Source organism: Streptomyces purpurogeneiscleroticus (assembly GCF_020024005.1).
GTDB lineage: Bacteria > Actinomycetota > Actinomycetes > Streptomycetales > Streptomycetaceae > Streptomyces > Streptomyces purpurogeneiscleroticus.
The window spans coordinates 1-18,151 of sequence record NZ_NHSG01000283.1 but is presented as its reverse complement, the minus strand read 5'-3'; the positions used below and the strand labels follow the sequence as shown (position 1 = coordinate 18,151).

At 72.2% G+C, this 18,151-nt stretch carries 16 protein-coding genes and 3 pseudogenes; 8 read left to right on the top strand and 11 right to left on the bottom strand.

Features of this window, described 5'->3' with window-relative positions:
- The 4 genes and pseudogenes from CCS38_RS18235 to CCS38_RS18220 form a co-directional block, all read right to left on the bottom strand.
- Positions 1-605: pseudogene (locus CCS38_RS18235) on the bottom strand (hypothetical protein); the annotation flags it as partial.
- A complete protein-coding gene (locus CCS38_RS18230) occupies positions 602-2,299 on the bottom strand; it encodes a hypothetical protein (protein WP_223734346.1) in 1,698 nt (565 codons plus the stop codon). The gene CCS38_RS18230 and the pseudogene CCS38_RS18235, both read right to left, overlap by 4 nt.
- Complete coding sequence (locus CCS38_RS18225; protein WP_223734345.1) at positions 2,296-2,910, bottom strand: sigma-70 family RNA polymerase sigma factor; 615 nt, start codon at positions 2,908-2,910, stop codon at positions 2,296-2,298. The genes CCS38_RS18230 and CCS38_RS18225 overlap by 4 nt, the downstream gene beginning before the upstream one ends.
- 274 nt (positions 2,911-3,184) lie before the next feature.
- The gene (locus CCS38_RS18220; protein WP_223734344.1) at positions 3,185-4,561 is read right to left on the bottom strand and encodes a hypothetical protein; all 1,377 of its coding nucleotides are present in this window, start codon (positions 4,559-4,561) and stop codon (positions 3,185-3,187) included.
- A 112-nt stretch (positions 4,562-4,673) separates the two neighbouring features.
- Here CCS38_RS18220 and CCS38_RS18215 point away from each other — a divergent pair, with 112 nt between their 5' ends.
- Positions 4,674-5,921: a molybdopterin-dependent oxidoreductase gene (locus CCS38_RS18215; RefSeq protein WP_223734343.1), complete on the top strand. Its 1,248-nt coding sequence runs from the start codon at positions 4,674-4,676 to the stop codon at positions 5,919-5,921.
- 364 nt (positions 5,922-6,285) lie between these two features.
- Here CCS38_RS18215 and CCS38_RS18210 read toward each other — a convergent pair whose 3' ends face one another.
- The 3 genes from CCS38_RS18210 to CCS38_RS18200 are packed head-to-tail and all read right to left on the bottom strand — an operon-like array spanning position 6,286 to position 8,440.
- On the bottom strand, positions 6,286-7,095 hold the full coding sequence (locus CCS38_RS18210; protein ID WP_223734342.1) for a class I SAM-dependent methyltransferase: 810 nt from the start codon (positions 7,093-7,095) through the stop codon (positions 6,286-6,288).
- The gene (locus CCS38_RS18205; protein WP_223734341.1) at positions 7,092-7,709 is read right to left on the bottom strand and encodes a TIGR04282 family arsenosugar biosynthesis glycosyltransferase; all 618 of its coding nucleotides are present in this window, start codon (positions 7,707-7,709) and stop codon (positions 7,092-7,094) included. The genes CCS38_RS18210 and CCS38_RS18205 overlap by 4 nt, the downstream gene beginning before the upstream one ends.
- The gene (locus CCS38_RS18200) at positions 7,706-8,440 is read right to left on the bottom strand and encodes a glycosyltransferase family 2 protein (RefSeq protein WP_372457107.1); all 735 of its coding nucleotides are present in this window, start codon (positions 8,438-8,440) and stop codon (positions 7,706-7,708) included. The genes CCS38_RS18205 and CCS38_RS18200 overlap by 4 nt, the downstream gene beginning before the upstream one ends.
- 114 nt (positions 8,441-8,554) lie before the next feature.
- Between CCS38_RS18200 and CCS38_RS18195 the strand changes: the two genes are divergently transcribed.
- Positions 8,555-9,376 (top strand): response regulator transcription factor, encoded by an 822-nt coding sequence (locus CCS38_RS18195; RefSeq protein WP_223734340.1) that lies wholly within the window; start codon positions 8,555-8,557, stop codon positions 9,374-9,376.
- Between the two features lie 2 nt (positions 9,377-9,378).
- Entirely contained in the window at positions 9,379-10,491 is a 1,113-nt protein-coding gene (locus CCS38_RS18190; protein ID WP_223734339.1) for a sensor histidine kinase, read from the top strand.
- 63 nt (positions 10,492-10,554) lie between these two features.
- On the opposite strand, the gene CCS38_RS18185 is transcribed toward CCS38_RS18190, so the two are convergent.
- Both CCS38_RS18185 and gabD2 read right to left on the bottom strand, forming a co-directional pair.
- Positions 10,555-11,556, bottom strand: coding sequence for an NAD-dependent epimerase/dehydratase family protein (locus tag CCS38_RS18185; protein ID WP_223734338.1), 1,002 nt, complete (start codon positions 11,554-11,556; stop codon positions 10,555-10,557).
- Between the two features lie 150 nt (positions 11,557-11,706).
- Positions 11,707-11,934 (bottom strand): annotated as a pseudogene (gene gabD2, locus CCS38_RS18180) (succinic semialdehyde dehydrogenase); the annotation flags it as partial.
- 474 nt (positions 11,935-12,408) lie between these two features.
- Here gabD2 and CCS38_RS18175 point away from each other — a divergent pair.
- Complete coding sequence (locus tag CCS38_RS18175) at positions 12,409-12,885, top strand: hypothetical protein (protein ID WP_223734337.1); 477 nt, start codon at positions 12,409-12,411, stop codon at positions 12,883-12,885.
- On the top strand, positions 12,866-15,448 hold the full coding sequence (locus CCS38_RS18170) for a M48 family metalloprotease (protein ID WP_223734336.1): 2,583 nt from the start codon (positions 12,866-12,868) through the stop codon (positions 15,446-15,448). Before CCS38_RS18175 ends, CCS38_RS18170 begins: the two co-directional genes overlap by 20 nt.
- Positions 15,449-15,712: 264 nt before the next feature.
- Here the strand turns inward: CCS38_RS18170 and CCS38_RS35720 are convergent.
- Positions 15,713-15,862 (bottom strand): annotated as a pseudogene (locus CCS38_RS35720) (hypothetical protein); the annotation flags it as partial.
- Between the two features lie 75 nt (positions 15,863-15,937).
- Between CCS38_RS35720 and CCS38_RS18160 the strand changes: the two are divergent.
- Complete coding sequence (locus CCS38_RS18160; protein WP_223734335.1) at positions 15,938-16,159, top strand: hypothetical protein; 222 nt, start codon at positions 15,938-15,940, stop codon at positions 16,157-16,159.
- On the opposite strand, the gene CCS38_RS18155 is transcribed toward CCS38_RS18160, so the two are convergent.
- Positions 16,156-16,482, bottom strand: a complete 327-nt coding sequence (locus tag CCS38_RS18155) for a winged helix-turn-helix transcriptional regulator (RefSeq protein WP_308050830.1) — start codon at positions 16,480-16,482, stop codon at positions 16,156-16,158. The two genes, CCS38_RS18160 and CCS38_RS18155, sit on opposite strands and share 4 nt — an antisense overlap.
- A 242-nt stretch (positions 16,483-16,724) precedes the next feature.
- Here CCS38_RS18155 and CCS38_RS18150 point away from each other — a divergent pair, with 242 nt between their 5' ends.
- Entirely contained in the window at positions 16,725-17,621 is an 897-nt protein-coding gene (locus CCS38_RS18150) for an NADP-dependent oxidoreductase (RefSeq protein WP_223734334.1), read from the top strand.
- 277 nt (positions 17,622-17,898) lie between these two features.
- On the top strand, positions 17,899-18,151 hold a 253-nt coding region (locus CCS38_RS18140; protein WP_372457106.1), incomplete at its 3' end, for an alcohol dehydrogenase catalytic domain-containing protein.

Genomic DNA, 18,151 nt, shown 5'->3' with positions numbered 1-18,151 from the left:
GGCCCCGTGCCGCCGTCCGCCGGCGCTCCGCCGGACGCGGGCCCGCCGGCCGTCGGGGCGGTGTTCAGCAGCACGGTGCCGTCCGCGCGTACGGTGATGCGGATGCCGCCGGCAGGCACCTCACGGCCATCGAGCCGCACCGAACTACCCGCCTCCGGACCGACGGTGTGCGTACCGCAGTCCAGGGGCCAGACCCGTCCGGCACCGCGCCCGCCGATCAGCTGCAGTTCCACGCGGGGCGCGCGCGGCAGCCGCTCGCCGTCGGCGGAACGGGACGGCGGCGGCAGGTCGGCGCGGCCCGGCCCGTAGCCGCCGTCGGGCTCGGGCGGTACCGGACCGCCGAGACCGAGCGTGGCGCCGTCCCGTATACCGGTGGCGGCCAGCGGCAGGTCGGCGGGGAGTTCACGGTCTTCGAGGAAGAGCGCGGGGGCCGTGCCGCCGGTCGGGGACTCGCCGGCAAGGCGTGCGGCCAGTGCGCCGACGGTGGTCGAGCCCGGGGCGTCCAGGGCCAGGTCGCGCCGCTCGGGCGCGGCGTGCGGGGAGCCGGACCGGGTCGGAGCGGAGGCCTCCGGGGCGGCTGGAGAGATGGTGACGAAGAGTCTCACGGGGTACGAGGAGTCCGTTCCTGGGGATCGCCGGAGGCGGCGGGGTCGGAGTCGGCGTCGGCGCGGTCGGAGGCTGCGGACACCCCGGCCAGGCCGGGCGCGGGGCCGGCGGCGCGGGGCTCGGCCAGGTCCGGCTCCGTGAAGTCGAAGCCGTCCTCCACGGCGGAGCCGGCGTCGGCCGGGCGGTCGGAGCCGGCCGCGCCGCGGGCCGTGCCGGGTTCGGGTGCCGGGGTGGCCGGTCGCCCGGGGGCGTCCGGGCTCTGCGCGGGAGCAGGTACGGCGGAGGCTTCCGGAGCAGTCGCCCCCGAAGCAGGCGCACTCGGCGCGGGCTCATCGAAGTCGGCACCGCTGTCCGCCTTGCGTGCTGCCTCGGTGGGCGGGGCGACCGGCTCGGGACGGCCGGCCACCGCTTGCTCGCGTACCGGCTCGGTGCGGTCCGGCGCGGGCTCGGGCTCAAGCTCCGGCTTACGGAGTTCCGGCGCGGCCGGGACGTCAGACCCGGCATCCTTGCCCGCGCTCGTCCCGGCACCGGCATCCGTCCCCGTACCGGCTCCCGTACCCGTCCCGGTACCGGCGTCCGGCAGCACGCAGTGCGGCGCGGGGAACCCCCGCCGTACAGCGCGGGCCACGCCCCGGCCGAGTGCGGACGATTCCACGTCCACCTGTGGCCCGGGCCCCAGCAGTCGGCCGTCCGGCTCGGCGTGCAGGACCCAGCAGGCGCCCGGCAGCCGGCCGCCGGCCAGCACGCGGGCCTGCCCTCGCGCGCTCAGCTCCGCGAGCCGGGCCGCTTGTGCGGGCGTCGGTGCCCAGCAGACCACCACCGGCACCGCCGCGTCCGGAAACTCTGATTCCGATGCCTGCTCCTGCCCTGCCGACCGGCCTGCCGGTTCCGCGAGCAATTCCGCGAGGATGTCGTCCAACGGGCGTCCGGGGAATCGCGGGTGCACACCGGAGGCGACGTGGACCGGCGGCCCGTCCGGCATCCGGTCCACCTGCGCGGCCAGCGCCTGGAGCACGCCGCGGGAGATCCGCGCGTCGCCCTCGATGGCCAGCGCGGCGGGGCCGCGCAGCCAGTCGACGAGGACGACACCCGGCACCTTGCGGTCCACACCCAGGACGAGCGGCAGTCGTACGGCGCGGCCGAGGCCGGCAGCCCGCGTCCGTACCGCATCGGCCGACGCGGTCCAGGTCCACTTCCCCGGCTCGTCCGCCGCGTCCGTCCAGGGCAGCACCGGCCCGGCGGAACCGGCCGGGTCGCGCCCCGCGACGACGACGCGGACATGGCTACCGGCCCGGGACAGCTGGACGGCGGGCACGTAACAGCCCTCCCCCGCGTCCGCGTCCGCGCGGTCGAGGGCCGCCCGCACCACGTCTCCGGCGGCCGGGTCGGCGAAGTACGCGGCCAGCATCCGGGCACAGCGCCGGTGCCGCAGGTAGGCGCGCAGCGGCGCGGTGAACGCCCGTGCGGTCATCCGTGCCTCCCACGCGATCCGGCGGCAGGTACGGCGGAAGCCGCCCTGCCTGCTCACGGTGCGGACGAGGAGCCAGATGAGCAGGACCAGGGCGACGAGGAAGCCGATGAGGATCAGCCAGGAGTTGCGGTCCGGCATGCCGAGGGCCAGCGGCACCGGGAACTGCACCGGTGCCGCGACGGCCGCCGCGCCCGAAGACGCGGCGTGACTGGAAAGACTCACGCGCACTCCCGCGCGGCGAGCGCGGCGGCCTGCCTCAGGTGGTGCATCGCGTGATGCAGCCGGGACTTCACGGTGCCGGACGGAATGCCCAGGGCGTGTGCCGTATCGGGGCCGGAACAGCCGAGCAGGTATGTGTACACCAGAACCTCTCGATGGGGACGGGACAGTTGGGCGAGCAACTCGACGACGTGCGTCCGCTCCACGACACGCGCGGCCTCGTCCGCGAGAACGGCCGTCTCCGGCGGCAGCCCGGTCGGCACCGCCGGCCGGGAGCTGTCACGCCGACTCCAGTCGATCACGACGTTACGGGCGACCTTGAACAGCCAGGGCAGACTCGGCTCCCACCCCGCCTCGCGCCGGGCGCCGCGGGGACGGGATGCCTCACTCTTCAGCCAGGCGCGCAACAGAGCTTCCTGAACGACGTCCTCCGCGCGCTGCGGGTCGGCGGGCAGCAGGCCGGTGACATACCGCAACAACGGCTGACGGTACGTCAGTAAGAGTGCGGTGCTGCCTTCTTCGGCGGACGGACGGGCAGACGTCGGGGAGGCCGGCGCGGGGCACTCCGGTCCGGCGGCAGCAGGACCCGGGGCCGATATCGCCGGTTCGCTCATCGATGTGCTGCCTCAGGGTGGTCGGGAGTGCCGGGCCGTGCCCCGATCGGGGACAAGTGGTTGCTGTAACCACGTACCCCAGCCTAATCAGCGGCCACCGAACGCGGCAAAACCCCCCGGGGGAACACTCGCCCTCTTGCCGTACGCAAACCTACCCACGGGCGATCATAGTTGAATATTCATCACCGCTCATTCATCACCGCCCCCGGAAGGGACTGGCCTTCGCGGGATGCCTCGCACTTCGTGTGCGCGGCCGGCGCGTGCCGGGCAGCCGTCACCAAGCGGTCAGCAGCAGGTGGTTGACGAGCAGGGCGAGCACGGCCTGGGCCGCGAGCCAGGCACGGGGCCTGGTGAGATAGGCGCAGGCCGGCAGCAGCCACATGGCGAACGGCAGCCAGATGCGTTCCGTCTCCGCCTTGCTCATCCCGGACAGATCCGCGGCGAGGAGAGCGAGCACGGCGGCGGACACGAGCAGGGCGAGACGTGCCTCGGCGGAGGGGCCGCCGGCCGGGCCCGGCCGGGTGAGGAGGCGGTCGCGCTGCCGGACGAGCGTGCCGGCGGCGCGCCGCAGCCCTGCCGCCGTCGCGAGGCCCACGAGAAAGACCGTGCAGGCGAGGTTGGCCCACACCCAATAGCCGTACGGCCGGATACCGCCCGCTCCTTGGTAGTAGCGCTCGACCAGCAGGTGGTACGCCTCCCACCAGTTGAAGCCGGCGAGTGTGAACGCCATCGGCACGACGACGAAGCCGAGCAGCAGCAAGGGGAGCACCTGGAGCACCCCGGTCGGATTGCGCTTCCGGCCGAGCAGCAGCACACCGGCTACGACCAGCGCGAACAGCGTGAGCCCGTACGAGAGGTAGCAGGTCAGGCCGAGCAGCAGTCCCGAGCCGAAGGCGGCGGCCCGTGCCCGGTGCGCCGCCCGGTGCGTCACCGCGAGCGCTGCCAGGGCGACGGACCATGCGGCGACGGCGGCGAAGTACCCGTCGGCCGACGTCCCCATCCACACCGCCGCCGGCGTCAGCGCCAGGAACGGTGCCGCCCGCCGCGCCAGGCGCTCCCCGGCAAGTGCTCGCACCGTCACGAGCACGGCCACGCACGCCGTGGCGCCGACGGTGATGCACCAGGCTCCGGCCCATCCGCCGCCGCCCAGGCCGATCCGGTCGAGGAGGACGAAGGTGAGCGACGCGGCCGGCGGATGTCCGGCGACGTGCGGGGGCCAGTGGTCGGAAGAGTGCAGCAGGATGTGGTGAGTGAAGTCCCGCAGGGTGCCGGGGATGTCGTGGAAGCGGTCGATGACCTGGAGGTACTCGTACCTGGTCGTCAGCCGCCGGGCGATGCCGCGGTGCCAGCCGTCGACGAGCGCGAGGGACCACGTCCAGGCCATGACGGTGCCCCAGGCGGCGATGAGCAGGGCACGCCAGGGCAGACGGGCGGCCAGGGACGGCCCGTACGCCACGACGGTGACCGCCACGGCGAGTGCGGCCGGCGTGCCGGGGCCCAGGTGCGGCAACCAGTTGGAGTACAGCGGAGGCCACCCGACGCGGAGGGTGCCGTCGGTGCGCTCGACGGCGATGCCGACCAGGACGGCCGCAAGGACGAGCAGCACCGCGGTCACGGCGGCGTACAGGTCGCGGAGGAGATCGCGGTTCACATGGGAACGTTAGGCCGGACGGCGGCCGCCGACGGCCTGACAGGCGCGGACGTCAGCGTTTCGTCATCGGTTGCGCAGCCCGTCGCGGGGTGTCCGGCCGTACGGTCGGCGCATGGCACGATCCGCTTCCTTCCCGGTTCGCTGGCGCAGTCCGCTGCGCGGTCCCTGGTTCACTTCGGTGCTCGGTGTGGTGCTGCTCGCCGGGATCACAGTGCTGTTCGTGACCGGGCTCCTGTCCTACGCGGCGTACAACCCCGACCTGTCGCCGGTGAACGACAAGACTCCGGACAAGGGCCTGCTCGGCTTCTACCTCTTCTCCTGGCCGACCGGCCCGTACTGGCTGTACCGGCTCACCCAGGGCGTCCACGTCACGCTCGGCATCACGCTCGTCCCCGTCCTGCTGGCGAAGCTGTGGTCGGTCGTACCCAGGCTGTTCCAGCTGCCACCCGCGCGGTCGGTGGCCCACGCCCTGGAGCGCATCTCCCTGCTCCTGTTGGTCGGGGGCGCGCTGTTCCAGTTCACGACAGGCGTGCTCAACGTCCAGCTGGACTACGTGTTCCCCGGCTCCTTCTACCCACTGCACTTTTACGGCGCGTGGGTGTTCTTCGCCGCGTTCGTCGCCCATGCCGTACTGAAGGTGCCGGCAGCCGTACGGAACCTGCGCGGTCTCCGCGCGGACGAGGGGCCGCCCCGGGAGCGGGCGGGGCAGTTGACCTCCGCGCGACCCGATCCGCCCACCACCTCGCGGCGGGGTGCGCTGTGGCTGGTCGGAGGAGGTTCACTGGTCCTGTTCGGTACCACGGTGGGGCGCAGCTTCGACGGTCCGCTACGGCAGACCGCCGTGCTCGCGCCACACGGAGGAGCGGACCCGGGCGGCGGACCCGGCGGCTTCCAGATCAACAAGACGGCCGCGTACGCGGGGATCAGCGCGCGGGAGACGAGCGGGGAGGCATGGCGGCTGGTCGTCGCGGGGCGCACCGGGACCGTCCGGCTGAGCCGGGCCGAGCTGCTGGCCCTCGACCTGTACAGCTCGGCGCTGCCCATCGCCTGCGTGGAGGGCTGGTCGACCTCCGACCAGTGGTGGCGGGGCGTACGGCTGAGGGATGTCGCACGGCTCGTCGGGTACGACGCGGACGCCGCGCCCGACGTACTGGTGGAGTCGCTCCAACTGCACGGTGCCTTCCGCCGGGCCGCCCTGCGTGCCAATCAGGTGCGCGACCCGCGCTCGCTGCTCGCCCTGGAGGTCAATGGTGAGCCCCTGACCCTGGACCACGGCTACCCGGCGCGGGTCATCGTGCCCGGGGCGCCCGGAGTGCTCAACACCAAGTGGGTGGCCCGGATGACGTTCGGAGAACTGTGATGAGGCACGGCCTGGGCACCGGACATCCGCTGCGGCGGCTCCGGGACGGTGGACGCCTGCGGATCCGGATCGGCAGTCCGCTGCAACTCCTCCTGCTGGCCTGCTCGTTCGCGCTCGCCGGTTACGCGGGCGTGCGGCTGCTCGCCGACGACTGGTTCCAGGTGGCGTTGTGGTTCGTCGGTGCCGCCCTGGTGCACGACCTGGTGCTGCTGCCGCTGTACGTCGCTGTGGACCACGCGGTCGTACGGGTGCTCGGCGCGGTCGGCCACCGGGAGGGCGCCATGTACGTACGCGTACCGGCCGCCTTCTCGGGGCTGCTTCTGCTCGTGTGGTTTCCGCTGATCAGCGGGCAGGTGGCGGAACGCTACCGGTCGGTCGCCGGGCTGTCGGGCGACGGATTCCTGAGCAGGTGGCTGCTGATCTCGGCCGTGCTGTTCGGCGGCTCGGCCCTGCTGCTGCTGGTGCGGCTGCGCAGTGCAACGAAAGCGCGCCCACCGGCCGCCCACTGATCGACGGCACGCCAGCCCTGCGCGCGGGCGCACCGGAGCAGCGCCGGGGTCCCGAGTCGGGCCCACGGGAACGGGGCACCCGCCGTGCCCCGGACGTCGCCGGCACCGGCGAGGTCAGCAGTACGGACGAGGCGGACGCTGGCGAGCTCGTCCACATCGACCGGAACCGTCTCAGCGATCAGCAGGCCGCCGGGGAGGAGAAGCCGGGCCAGCCGGCCGAGCAGGGCCTGCGGGGCGCCGCCGATGCCGAGGTTCCCGTCGAGCAGGAGCGCGGTGCCCCACCGGCCCTCACCGGGCAGCGGTTCGAAGACGGAGCGCCGCAGGGCCTGCCCGCCACGCCGGGTGGTGTGGGCCACGGCGGCTTCGCTGACGTCGATGCCGAGTGCCGCGCGCCCCGAGGAGGCGAGCTCCACGACGAGCCTCCCCGGCCCGCACCCCACATCGAGCACGGCGCCTTCGCAGCGGGTCAGTACTTCCCGGTCCACGGCGTCGGCGCGCGCGCACCACCGCTCCACCTCCAACGGCAGCAGCCAGCCGTCGGTGCGGCGGAGGAAGAGCGGCCCGCGGCCGGCGCGCAGGGCGTCGGCGTAGGGGTCGGCCGACCAAGGGGTCGTGGTGGGGCGTCCGGTGGCGTGCTGCGCTATCGCCTCATGTGTAGCGTTCATCGGCCGGCGACCGCCTGGAGCCGGGCCAGTTCCGCGGTGAAGCGGCCGTGTGGCGCCGACGCGGAGACCGCCTGCGCGTCGGCCGCCGTGTCGACGTCGCGCAGCCGCGGCAGATCGCGGACGCGCAGGCCGGCGGCGACGAGCCGGTCGCGCTGGACGGCGCCGGTGGCCGGCGTCGACATGGGGACGCCGCGCAGCAGACCGGGATCGGGGGACGCCAGGCCCAGTGCCCAGAAGCCGCCGTCCTCGGCCGCGCCGAAGCAGGCGTCGTAGCCGGCGAAGTCGACGGTCAGCAGGTCCGGCGTCACCTGCGGGGTGTCCATGCCGATGAGCAGGGCCGGGCCGTCGCAGCCCGCGAAGGCCGCGGCCAGCCGCTCGTCGAGGCGGCCCGCGCACTGCGGTACGAGGTCGAAGCCGGGCGGCAGCCAGGGGCCGGGATTCCCGTCCAGCACCAGCACACGGCGCTCCGCGGGGGTCGCGGCCACCGTACACAGCGTGTCCACGAGGGCCGCCTCGGCGAGCGCCGCCGCCTCCGCGGGCGTGAACGGCGGTGTGAGCCGCGTCTTCACGCGACCCGGCCGGGGCTCCTTGGCAATGACGAGCAGGGTGGTCATCGGGGGTTGCCTCCTTGCGCACATGGCGCGGTCGCCACCGGCACGGCCGGTGCTTCGGCGAGGACGCGACGCATGTCACGGACCGCCTGCCAGGTGCCGCGCCAGGTGCCGGTGACCTTCGATTCGCCGCTGCGCGGCAGGTACGGCACGTCGTGTTCGGCGATGCGCCAGCCGGCGTCAGCGGCGCGGACCACCATCTGGAGCGGGTAACCGCTGCGCCGGTCGGTGAGGTCGAGGGCGAGGAGCGGCTCGCGACGGGCGGCGCGCAGCGGTCCCAGGTCGTGCAGGCGAAGCCCGGTGCGGCGACGCAGCATCCGGGCGAGCGCGAGGTTGCCGGCCCGGGCGTGCACGGGCCAGGCGCCCCGGCCGCGGGGCCGCCGCCGGCCCAGTACCAGGTCGGCCTCGCCCGCTCGTACTTCCCGCACGAAAGGCAGGAGCAGCGTCGGGTCGAGCGAGGCGTCGCAGTCGCAGAAGCACACGATGTCGGCGGTGGCGGCGGTCAGCCCGGCGTGGCAGGCGGCACCGAATCCGCGCCGCGGTTCGTCGACGACGGTGGCGCCGAGCTCCCGGGCGAGATCCGCCGAACCGTCCGTGGAGCCGTTGTCCACGACGAGGGCCCGCCAGCCGGGCGGGATGCGGTCGAGTACCCAGGGGAGGGCCTCGGCCTCGTTCAGGCAGGGCAGGACGACGTCGACGTCCGGCCGGGTGGGAGAGATCTTCACGCCTTTCACCTTACGAGCGCGAAACGCGCATTTCGGACATCGGCTCCTTACGAAACGCGGACATCAGGGACGGCGGGCACCTGGCGGCCAGCAGCAACGGCGCACTGGTGCGAGGCTGTCCGTATGGAGCAGATGCCGTACGGGACGCCGGCCGGACCGGCGGATGAGGGGGCCGGGGCCGCCCGCCTCCTCGTCGTCGAGGACGACCCCACGGTCGCCGAGGTCGTAGCCGGTTATCTCGACCGGGCAGGACACGTCGTGGACCGCGCCGAGGACGGGCCCGCCGCGCTCGCCCGTGCCGCGGAGCACTGGCCCGACCTGGTGGTGCTGGACCTGATGCTGCCGGGGATGGACGGGCTGGAGGTGTGCCGCCGCATGCGGGGACGCGGGCCGGTGCCGGTCATCATGCTCACCGCCCGCGGCGATGAGGACGACCGCATCCTGGGCCTGGAGGTGGGGGCTGACGATTACGTCACCAAGCCGTTCAGCCCGCGGGAACTGGTGCTGCGGGTGGAGTCGATCCTGCGCCGCACACGCCCCCGGGCGGAAGCACACTCCCGTACGGAAACACGACCCTTGAGCGCGGCCGGACTCACCGTCGACCCCACCGCCCGCCGTGCCACCAAGAACGGCACCGGTATCGCCCTCACCCTCCGCGAGTTCGACCTGCTCGCGTTCTTCCTCCGCAATCCCGGCCGCGCCTGCAGCCGCGAGGACCTGATGCGGGACGTGTGGGGCTGGGAGTTCGGCGACCTGTCGACCGTCACCGTCCACGTCCGCCGGCTGCGCGGCAAAGTCGAGGACGATCCGGCCCGGCCCCGGCTGATCCAGACCGTGTGGGGCGTGGGCTACCGCTTCGATCCGGGCGACGGCGCCCTGGAGAGCGGCGGCGCCCGCGATGGCGGCGATGTCCGCGAGGGTGCCGGCGCGGACGGCGAGGAGTGACCGTGGACGACACCCTTCTCATCGCCCTGTTCGCCTTCCTCGGTGCCGGTGCGGCCGGGCTCCTCGGTGCGGGAGCGCTGTGGCTGCTGCGCCGCCGTTCGCTCACCGCCTCGCTCACGGTGGTGGCCGCGGTGGCCGTGACCGCGATGCTCGCCGGAACTCTCGCGGTTGCGTGGGCGATGTTCCTCTCAGCACACGACCTGACCGTCGTCACCACGGTCGTTGCGGTGGCCAGCGTGGTGTCGCTGGCCACCGCGCTGCTGCTGGGCCGCTGGGTCGTCGCCCGCAGCCGGGACCTCCAGCTCGCAGCCCGCTCCTTCGGGGACGGCGGCGACTTCGCGGCTCCCACCGGCCCGGCAACCGCCGAACTCGCGGCCCTGAGCGACGAGTTGGCCAACACCAGCGCCAAGCTCACCGAATCCCGCGACCGTGAACGGGCATTGGAGACCTCGCGGCGCGAACTCGTCGCCTGGATCTCGCACGACCTGCGCACCCCGCTCGCGGGCCTGCGCGCCATGACCGAGGCGCTGGAGGACAAGGTGGCGGCCGATCCGGACCGCTACTTGCGGCAGATCCGCGCCGAGGTCGAGCGCCTGAACGAAATGGTGAGCGACCTCTTCGAACTCTCCCGCATCCACGCGGGCGCCCTCACGCTCTCCCTCTCCCCTGTCTCCCTGTACGACCTCGTCGGCGACGCCCTCGCCGAAGCCGATCCGCTCGCCCGTGCACACGGTGTGAAGCTCGTCGGCGACCGGGTCGAACCCGTGCCCGTCGAAGTGGACGGCAAGGAGATGAGCCGGGTGCTGGGGAACCTCCTCCTCAACGCGATCCGGCGCACCCCTGCCGACGGCACGGTCGCGGTCGCCACCGAACGCTGTCCCGACGGCGTGACCCTGTCGGTCACCGATGGCTGCGGCGGCATTCCCGAGGAGGACCTGCCCCGAGTCTTCGACACCGGCTGGCGCGGCACTCACGCGCGTACCCCGCCCGCCGGCGCGGGCCTCGGCCTCGCCATCGTCCGCGGCATCGTCGAGGCCCACCGGGGCCGCGCCGCCGTGTCCAACATTTCCGGCGGCTGCCGTTTCGAGGTGACGCTCCCCGCGGCCGATTCCTGAGCCCGTCGACTCCCGGAGGGACCTGCCAAGCGGACGGGGCCTTCCGGGCGGCCGGTGCGGCCCTCAGCACTCCCGCATCTCAGCCAGCGCGAACTCCCGCATGCCCTCCGCGAAACCCACCTGCGCTTTCCAGCCCAGTTCGGTCCGCAGCCGGGACGAGTCCGCCGTGATGTGGCGTACGTCCCCCAGGCGGTACTCCCCCGTGACCATCGGCTCGGGTCCGCCACACGCCGCGGCCAGTTCCCGGGCCATCTCGCCGACCGTGTGCGGCTCGCCGCTGCCGGTGTTGTACGCCGTGAGCGCGCCCACGGGCGCGTCGGTGTCCATCGCCGCCACGTTGGCCGCCGCCACGTCCCGCACATGCACGAAGTCCCGTCGCTGGCGGCCGTCCTCGAAGACCCTCGGTGCCTCACCACGGGCCAGCGCCGAGCGGAAGAAGGAGGCGACCCCGGCGTACGGGGTGTCGCGGGGCATCCGGGGACCGTACACATTGTGGTACCGCAACGACACCGCCGTACCGTCCGTGGCACGGGCCCATGCGGCCGCCAGGTGCTCCTGGGCGAGTTTGGTCGTTGCGTACACGTTCCGGGGGTCGACCGGGGCGTCCTCCCCCACCAGCTCGGGGGTCAGGTCCTCGCCGCACGCCGGACAGCCGGGCTCGAACCGCCCCGCGGCCAGGTCGCCGACCGCCCGCGGGGCCGGCCGCACCACCCCGTGGCGCGCACACGCGTACCGTCCTTCCCCGTACACCACCATCGACCCCGCCAGCACGAGCCGCCGTACGCCCGCGTCCCCCATGGCGGTGAGCAGGACGGCGGTGCCGAGGTCATTGCGCGAGACGTACTCACCGGCGTCCGCGAAGCCGTTGCCGAGCCCGACCATCGCCGCCTGATGACACACGGCGTCGACCCCGTACAGCGCACGTGCGACCGCTTCCCGGTCCCGCACGTCCGCGCCCGCGTCCTCGCGCACATCGAAAACGATGGGCTCGTGTCCGTGCGCCCTCAGCGCATCGACGACATGAGACCCGATGAACCCGGCGCCGCCGGTGACCAGTACCCGCATGCCTTCACGCTAGGACGAATCCCCCGCCAACCCGCAGGGCCACGCCCGCCCCGTCACCGATCCGTAAGCCATGCACCACCCGGCTGCGCCGCCTCTTCAGGCGGTCCAGCGTGGGCGCCTTGCCACCGGGCGTCGCGAGGGTGATCGGGCTCAACGGGCGCCGACCGCCTTGAGGGTTTTCTGTGCGCCGGTCAGGAGCGCGGCCCAGGTGTCGGGCGAAATGCGGGCCGGCGGGGTGAAGCCCTGGAGGCGCTGGTGGGCGACGGTCCGCGGCTCCGTGTATTTGAGGATGCCGTCGGCGCCGTGGCGTCGGCCGAGTCCTGAGTCGCCCATGCCGCCCATCGGTGCGTCGATGCTGCCCCAGGCTGCGGCGAAGGCACCTCGCGCGCCACCGCGGCCTCAGGGCTGAGGTCCGGGACCTGACCGGTGTCCGCGTTTCCCATCTCCAGGCGCCCGCCCGGGAGTTCCCACTCCTCTCGCTCGTTGCGGAGCAGCAGCACACGGTGCTGCGCGTCGAGCGCGACGCCCTTCACGGAGACGGGCCACAGCGGCGGTGCGTATCGCATATCGGTCCTCGTACGGCAGCTGACCGGAGCGTTCGGAACGTAGCACGCCGCCGGCACCGTGCCGGCACGCTGATCGTGCAGGCGAGGCGCTGACGGAATCGCTTGTGCGCCGACCCTGGGTGAGCCTACGAATGCCTCGCAGAGACACCCCAACCGCCTTACGCCTGAGGCTACTTACGCATAAGTCCACTCTGCTATGGTCAGCTTGCGTACCTTGGCTCGATTCCTTGACCGAGGCTGGAGGGTGCCCCCTTTGTCCGAGACACCCGCGCTCTCAGGGAAGCCCGTGACCATCGACCACGTGGCGAGAACCGTGGTGGCTCGTGTCGCACCGGACGAGATCGAGCATTACCCCGCTGTCCGCGATGAGTACTTCATACGCGGCAGGGCGAACCGAGCGCAGGACAATCCGCTGGGATTCGGCGAGATCGTTGTGGGAGCGGTCACCGGCATCGTGCTCACCGTGCTCCACGGGCTGGTCGTCGAATCGATCACGGACGCGGCTCGTCCATGGTGGAATCGGGCCTGGCGGTGGGTGGCTCAGAGGCTGCGGCTCACTCGATCGGCTCGAGTCGAGGCGGACACCACATTGCGTACCGTGCCACAGCGGGAAATCCCCGCTCTCCTCACGTCCGTGACCCGACAGGCCACGGAGGCCGGCCTGCCGCCGGATCAAGCCGAGCGGCTCGCGCACGCGATCGTCGACACGATCACAGCCTCCCAGCAGGACAGCGGCCGGGCCGATGTCAGCTTCACGGATTGAGACGACGGCCGATGCGGGGCCGGGCAGCCGGTTCGACCCGTTCCTCCTGCCCACCGCCACCGCTGTCCGGTTCGCCCTGCTGATCATGACCGCCGCAGTGGGCTCCATGTACCTGGGAGTCTGGTATGCCGCGCTCGGCGGCGCCATGGGACTCGATACGGTGCACGGCGGCGCTCTGTCGGCCTGCGCCTCCCAAGTGCGTGCGGACGCCGCCCGGCTGCCCGACTTGGCCGTCTTCAACGTCTTCGCCGACTGCGTCACCGTCGAACGGCGCACTCTTCTGCTGTGGATGATCGGTCTTGGTCCCGTGTGGGCCTGCCTGGCACTGCTCGTGTACGCGATCTACCCTCGTCTGCTCCAGCGGCGGCTGCGTCCCCTCCGTCATGCGGAGGGCAGCGGTGGTGTGCGGGCAGCTCGGGTCGAGGTGGACGCCGTTCTCGGTGACACTCGCGGCAGGGTCGAGCTGTTGACCACGCCGGGTACCGCGGGTGGGGCCCGGGCCTTCGGGGCGTTCGGAAAATATCGAATCGCCGTGGACAGTTCCTTGCTCGTCCTGAGAAAGGACGGCTCGCTCGACGAACGCGCCCTGGCGGTGATCCGGCACGAGACAGCTCATCTGCGTAACCGCGACGTCGACCTGACGTATGCGGCGATGTCCTCGTGGTGGGCGTTCCTCATGCTCACCGGCGTACCGCTGCTTGTCTATATGTTCGTCGCCCTGGTCTCGCTCGCGACCGGCCCCTGGAATGACTCACTGAACGACGCGATGGCGACCCTGGCTGTCAGCGTCTTCGTCCTCCTGCTCCTGCAGTCGGCTCGAGCCCGCGTGCTGCGTACCCGCGAGCACTACGCCGATGTGCGGGCTGCCCGCGTCGGCCGCACCAGGGAGGAACTGCACTCCCTGCTGTCCCCTCGACCGTCACCGCCGTCGCCCCGCCGGCAGCGCTGGTGGCGCGGGCACGCTGTGTACCACCCCTCCCACCAGGCCCGGTTGGACATGCTCGACGCCCCTTGGCGACTTGTCGAACCCAGCGGCGTTGACCTGGCCATCGTGGGCATCGCCCTGGGCGCCGCACATCTTCATCTGTACAACACCTACACCCTGACGGCCCCGGAAAGTGTGTCGAGCACCGGGACCAACGCCGTCTTCGTGGCTTTGGCGGCGCCAGTGGGTGCTCTCATCGCGGCAATGGTGTGGAACGCCGTGCACGCGGCCCCGGAGGCTGCGCACCGCTGGCGAGCGAAGGCCGCAGCGCTGTCGGGCGGCATCCTTCTGGGTCTTTCGCTGCCCAACCCCTTCACGAACATGTGGTCCGAACTACTGCCGACCCATTTCGCGCGGGCAGCGCTGTCGGTCCTTGTTCTGTGGGGTATGTGCCTGTCGTTCTTGAAATGGGCGACCGTGAGCGCTCGGGCTTGGCTGGCCACCGCTGGACGGAAGAGAGCGGTATGTTTTGCCGGCCTGGTGTGCGGCGCAGCCGTGTTCGGCTGCCTGTTCGCACTGTGGGATCGGTTCCACGGAAAGGTCGCGGACGGCACCGCCGACGGCTGGGTCGCCGTGTGGAACGCGTTGACCACCACGGGGACCGCCTGGGCCCTTCCCGCCGCGATCGGCTGCGCGACCGTCTTCACTTTCACGGGCTTGCTCCGCCGGCCACCTGCGCCACGGCCGGCCCTCCGCCCTCTGGGGCCCATCGTGGCAGGGTGCGCGGTCGCCGCCGGGCACGGGGGCCTGCTGGCGGGAGCGATGATTCTGGCGATGCGTCAGCGTCGGACTCCGACCGACGCATGGGTCGACGCGGTCCTGCTTCTCACCCTGCTGCTCGCGGCGGTGGTGAGCGTGGGCCTGGGTGTCCGGTCCGGAGGCCGCGGCCGGCACGGTGTGGCACTGTGCGTCAGCGCTGTGTTCGTGCTGGTTGTGCTGGCACTGCAGCCGGCGGTCTTCTGGGTCACCATCCAGAGCGTGACGTGCCTGAACGCCCCGTCTCCCGGCTGTTGGGGCCTGGTCGTCAACGGCCTGCCGACGTCGTACGCCAACGCTTTGATGATCTTCGTAGGTCTCGCGGTGTTCCTGGTCGTGTGTGGCATGGGAGCGGTCGCCGGCTCCTGGATTCGAGCGAAGGTACGACCTGATGCACCGACCGAGGGCCGTTACGGTGCGGCCCTGCCCCGGGGAGGACGCCGAGCCGTCGGCACGCTCGCTGCGATCGCGGCGGCCGCGATCGTCCTTGGAACGAGCCTCTACGCCAACTTCACGACAGCCGAACAGCGCATCGACCAGGCCCAGCGGTCGCGATTGCAGCCCCACGTGGAACCCGCAACGGTGAGTAGAGAGGCAGCGTGCGACGCCGTCTCAAGGGGGCTCGCCCCGAGCGTGGAAAGCTCCTCCGGAGGGGTGGTGTCCTACGGTTACGAGGCGGAAATCGTTGCCCTGAGCTCCAGCACGGACCCCGTCCTGTCCGCCTTCGGCCGGGCCGCTCTCGACGGAGCTACCGCCGCCGATTCCCGGCTCTTCAACATGGCGATCCTCTACTGCCGGACCGACGCCTCGTCGCAGCGGTAGGCCATGATGCCGATCCCAGCCGAGAGGCGGGCGACACGGCCACTGCTGCCGGGGCTCGGCGGTCGGTCATCACCCGCATCGGCCGATTCCTCAGGCCGCCGGAAACGGTGGCACGCCCGGACGCCCGGCGCTCAGCCGACCATGCCGACGCGCGGATCGGTGCGGGAGGCGCTCTGGCGGTGCAGGCCGCGGCCGATGTCGGTCGCGGTCGCGGTCGCCAACAGTGCGTGGATCAGCTGCTGGTCGGCCGGGACGGTCGCGGCGGTCGGCCGGGACGGTCGCGGAGATCGTGGCGATGACCCGGTCGTCTCCGTAGTACATGATCGGCATGGCGAAGCTCTTGTACTCATACATGCACTGTTCCCGCTCCTGGGCCCACCGGCGGGCGCGGATCTGGGCCAGCTCGGCGCGCAACGCCGTGGGGTCGAGCCGGTCGGTCGGCGGAAGGCCGTCGGCACGCTACGCCTCGAGCTCCGCGATCACGTCCTCTTGGCCGTCGCGGTAGGCCAGCAGGACCCGCCCGGAGACTGTGAGCAGCCGGGACACGGCCCGATGTACACCTTCTTCACCGAGCTCTGTTCCCGCGATCAGCGGCAGTCCGGCATGGGTATCGCCTTCCGCTTCGGGGCAGTCCTCGGCGGAGGCATCTCCCCTCTGCTCGCGAACCGGATCGTCGCCGCCACCGGGAGCGCCGTCAACGTCGGCTACTAGCTGCTGTCGGCGGCGTCGCGGTCGAAGCGGGCGCGATTGCGGGTGATCTCGTCGTGGTGCGTGCCCGCCCAGTCGATCAGAGCGGTGACCGCGTCGAGCAGCGTGGCGCCCAGCCTGGTCAGCGCGTACTCGACCCGTGGCGGCACATCGGGATAGGCGGTACGGGTGACCAGGCCGTCACGGCGCAGCTGGCGCAGGGTGTGAGTGAGCATGCGCTGGGAGACGCCGGGGATGGAGCGCTGCAGGTCGGTGTAGCGCACGGGGCCGTTCTCCAAGGTGCCGATCACCAGCACGCCCCACTTGTCGCCGGCCCGCTCGACGATCTGCCGGATCGTCTCGCCCTGCTCGGCCGGCCAGCGGGCGCACGGGCCCGTCCGGTCCGGTCCGGCGGCTGTTCTGCCCGGGAGTCGTGTGCCATCGTGTGCCTGCCCTCCGCCTTTCTTACACGCGTGTGCCTTTTGTACAGGCTTTCATGCTGACGCAGGATGCGGTTACGCACCACAGGTAAGAAATGGCTTCGTGGTGCCTCGTCCGTGCACCCACCCCCAGGAGGATCAGCATGCTCATGCGTGCCGCAACCGTGTCCCGCTTCGGCGGGCCCGAGGCAGTCGAGATCACGAAGGTTCCGGTGCCCGGCCCCGGCCCGGGACAGGTGCGGATCAAGGTGGCGGCGGCCGCGCTGAACCCGGTGGACGCGGCCATGCGGGCCGGCGTCTTCGGCGGCGCGGGCGAGCGCATCGGCCTGGGCTGGGACATCGCCGGCACCGTCGAAAGCGTCGGTACCGGTGTGACCTGGTTCCCCGGCGACCGCGTCATCGGCCTGGCCACCGGCCACCGCACTCCGTTGGGCACCCACGCCGAGTACGCCGTCCTCGACGCGGACGCGCTCGCACCGGCCCCGGTGACACTGGACGACGCCCACGCCTCGGCCCTCCCCCTCAACGCGCTCTCCGCGGCGCAGGCACTGGACATGGCCGCCCTCCACCCCGGGCAGAGCCTGCTGGTCACCGGCGCGGCGGGCGGCGTCGGTGCGCACACGGTAGAACTCGGGCACCACCGCGGCCTGAAGGTCACGGCCCTCGGCTCCGCACAGGACGAGGAGTTCCTGCGTGCCCGGGGCGCCGACCGCTTTCTGTCCCGCGACGAGACACTTCCTCCGGCCGCGTTCGACGGCGTCATCGACGCCGCGGTGCTGGGTGAGACGGCCCTCGCCCCGGTCCGCGCCGGCGGCACGTACATCGGCGTATGGCCCGGACAGGAGCCCGCCCCCGAGCGCGGCATCCGCATCGACGCCCTGGACGTACGCGCCGACGGCGCCCAGCTCGCCGAACTGTCCCAACTCGCCGACCGCGGCACGCTGCTGGCCCGTGTCGCCGAAATCTTCCCCCTCGCGGATGCCGCCGCGGCCCATGCACGTCTGGCTGAGGGCGGCCTGCGCGGGCGACTCGTCATCACACCCTGACGACGGCACCGTCACCACCGTGGCAGTCGCGGTCGGGCAGACCAACAGGATCCGACCGGCAGATCCACCACCAACGCAACATCGTCGAGCGCTGCTTCAACTGCCTCAAGGGCTTCGGTGACGTCGCCACCGCGTACGACAAGACCACGACCGCCTGCGAAAGCAGAGGCACACTCACATCGTTCCCACTGCGGGCAAGATCCGAGCCGCCCGGACGCCGATCTGAAGACGGTCCCCAGGGCACGGCCGACAACGGGAAGAACGGAGAACACAGAACGTGAGCAGTTCCGCAACCACCACGCGCACCCTGGCCCTGGAGGAGTTCGGCACCCTGCCGAAGCTCGGGGAACGTGCCGTGCCCGAGCCGCGCCCCGGGCACACCCTCGTGCGGGTGGCGGCGGCTACCGTCGCCCATCTGGATCTGAACATCCTCGACGGACAGTTCGGCATCCTGCCCGAGCTGCCGTTCATCCCCGGCACCCAGGGCAGCGGCTACGTCCTCGCCTCAAACACCCACCCCGAGGGCGCCC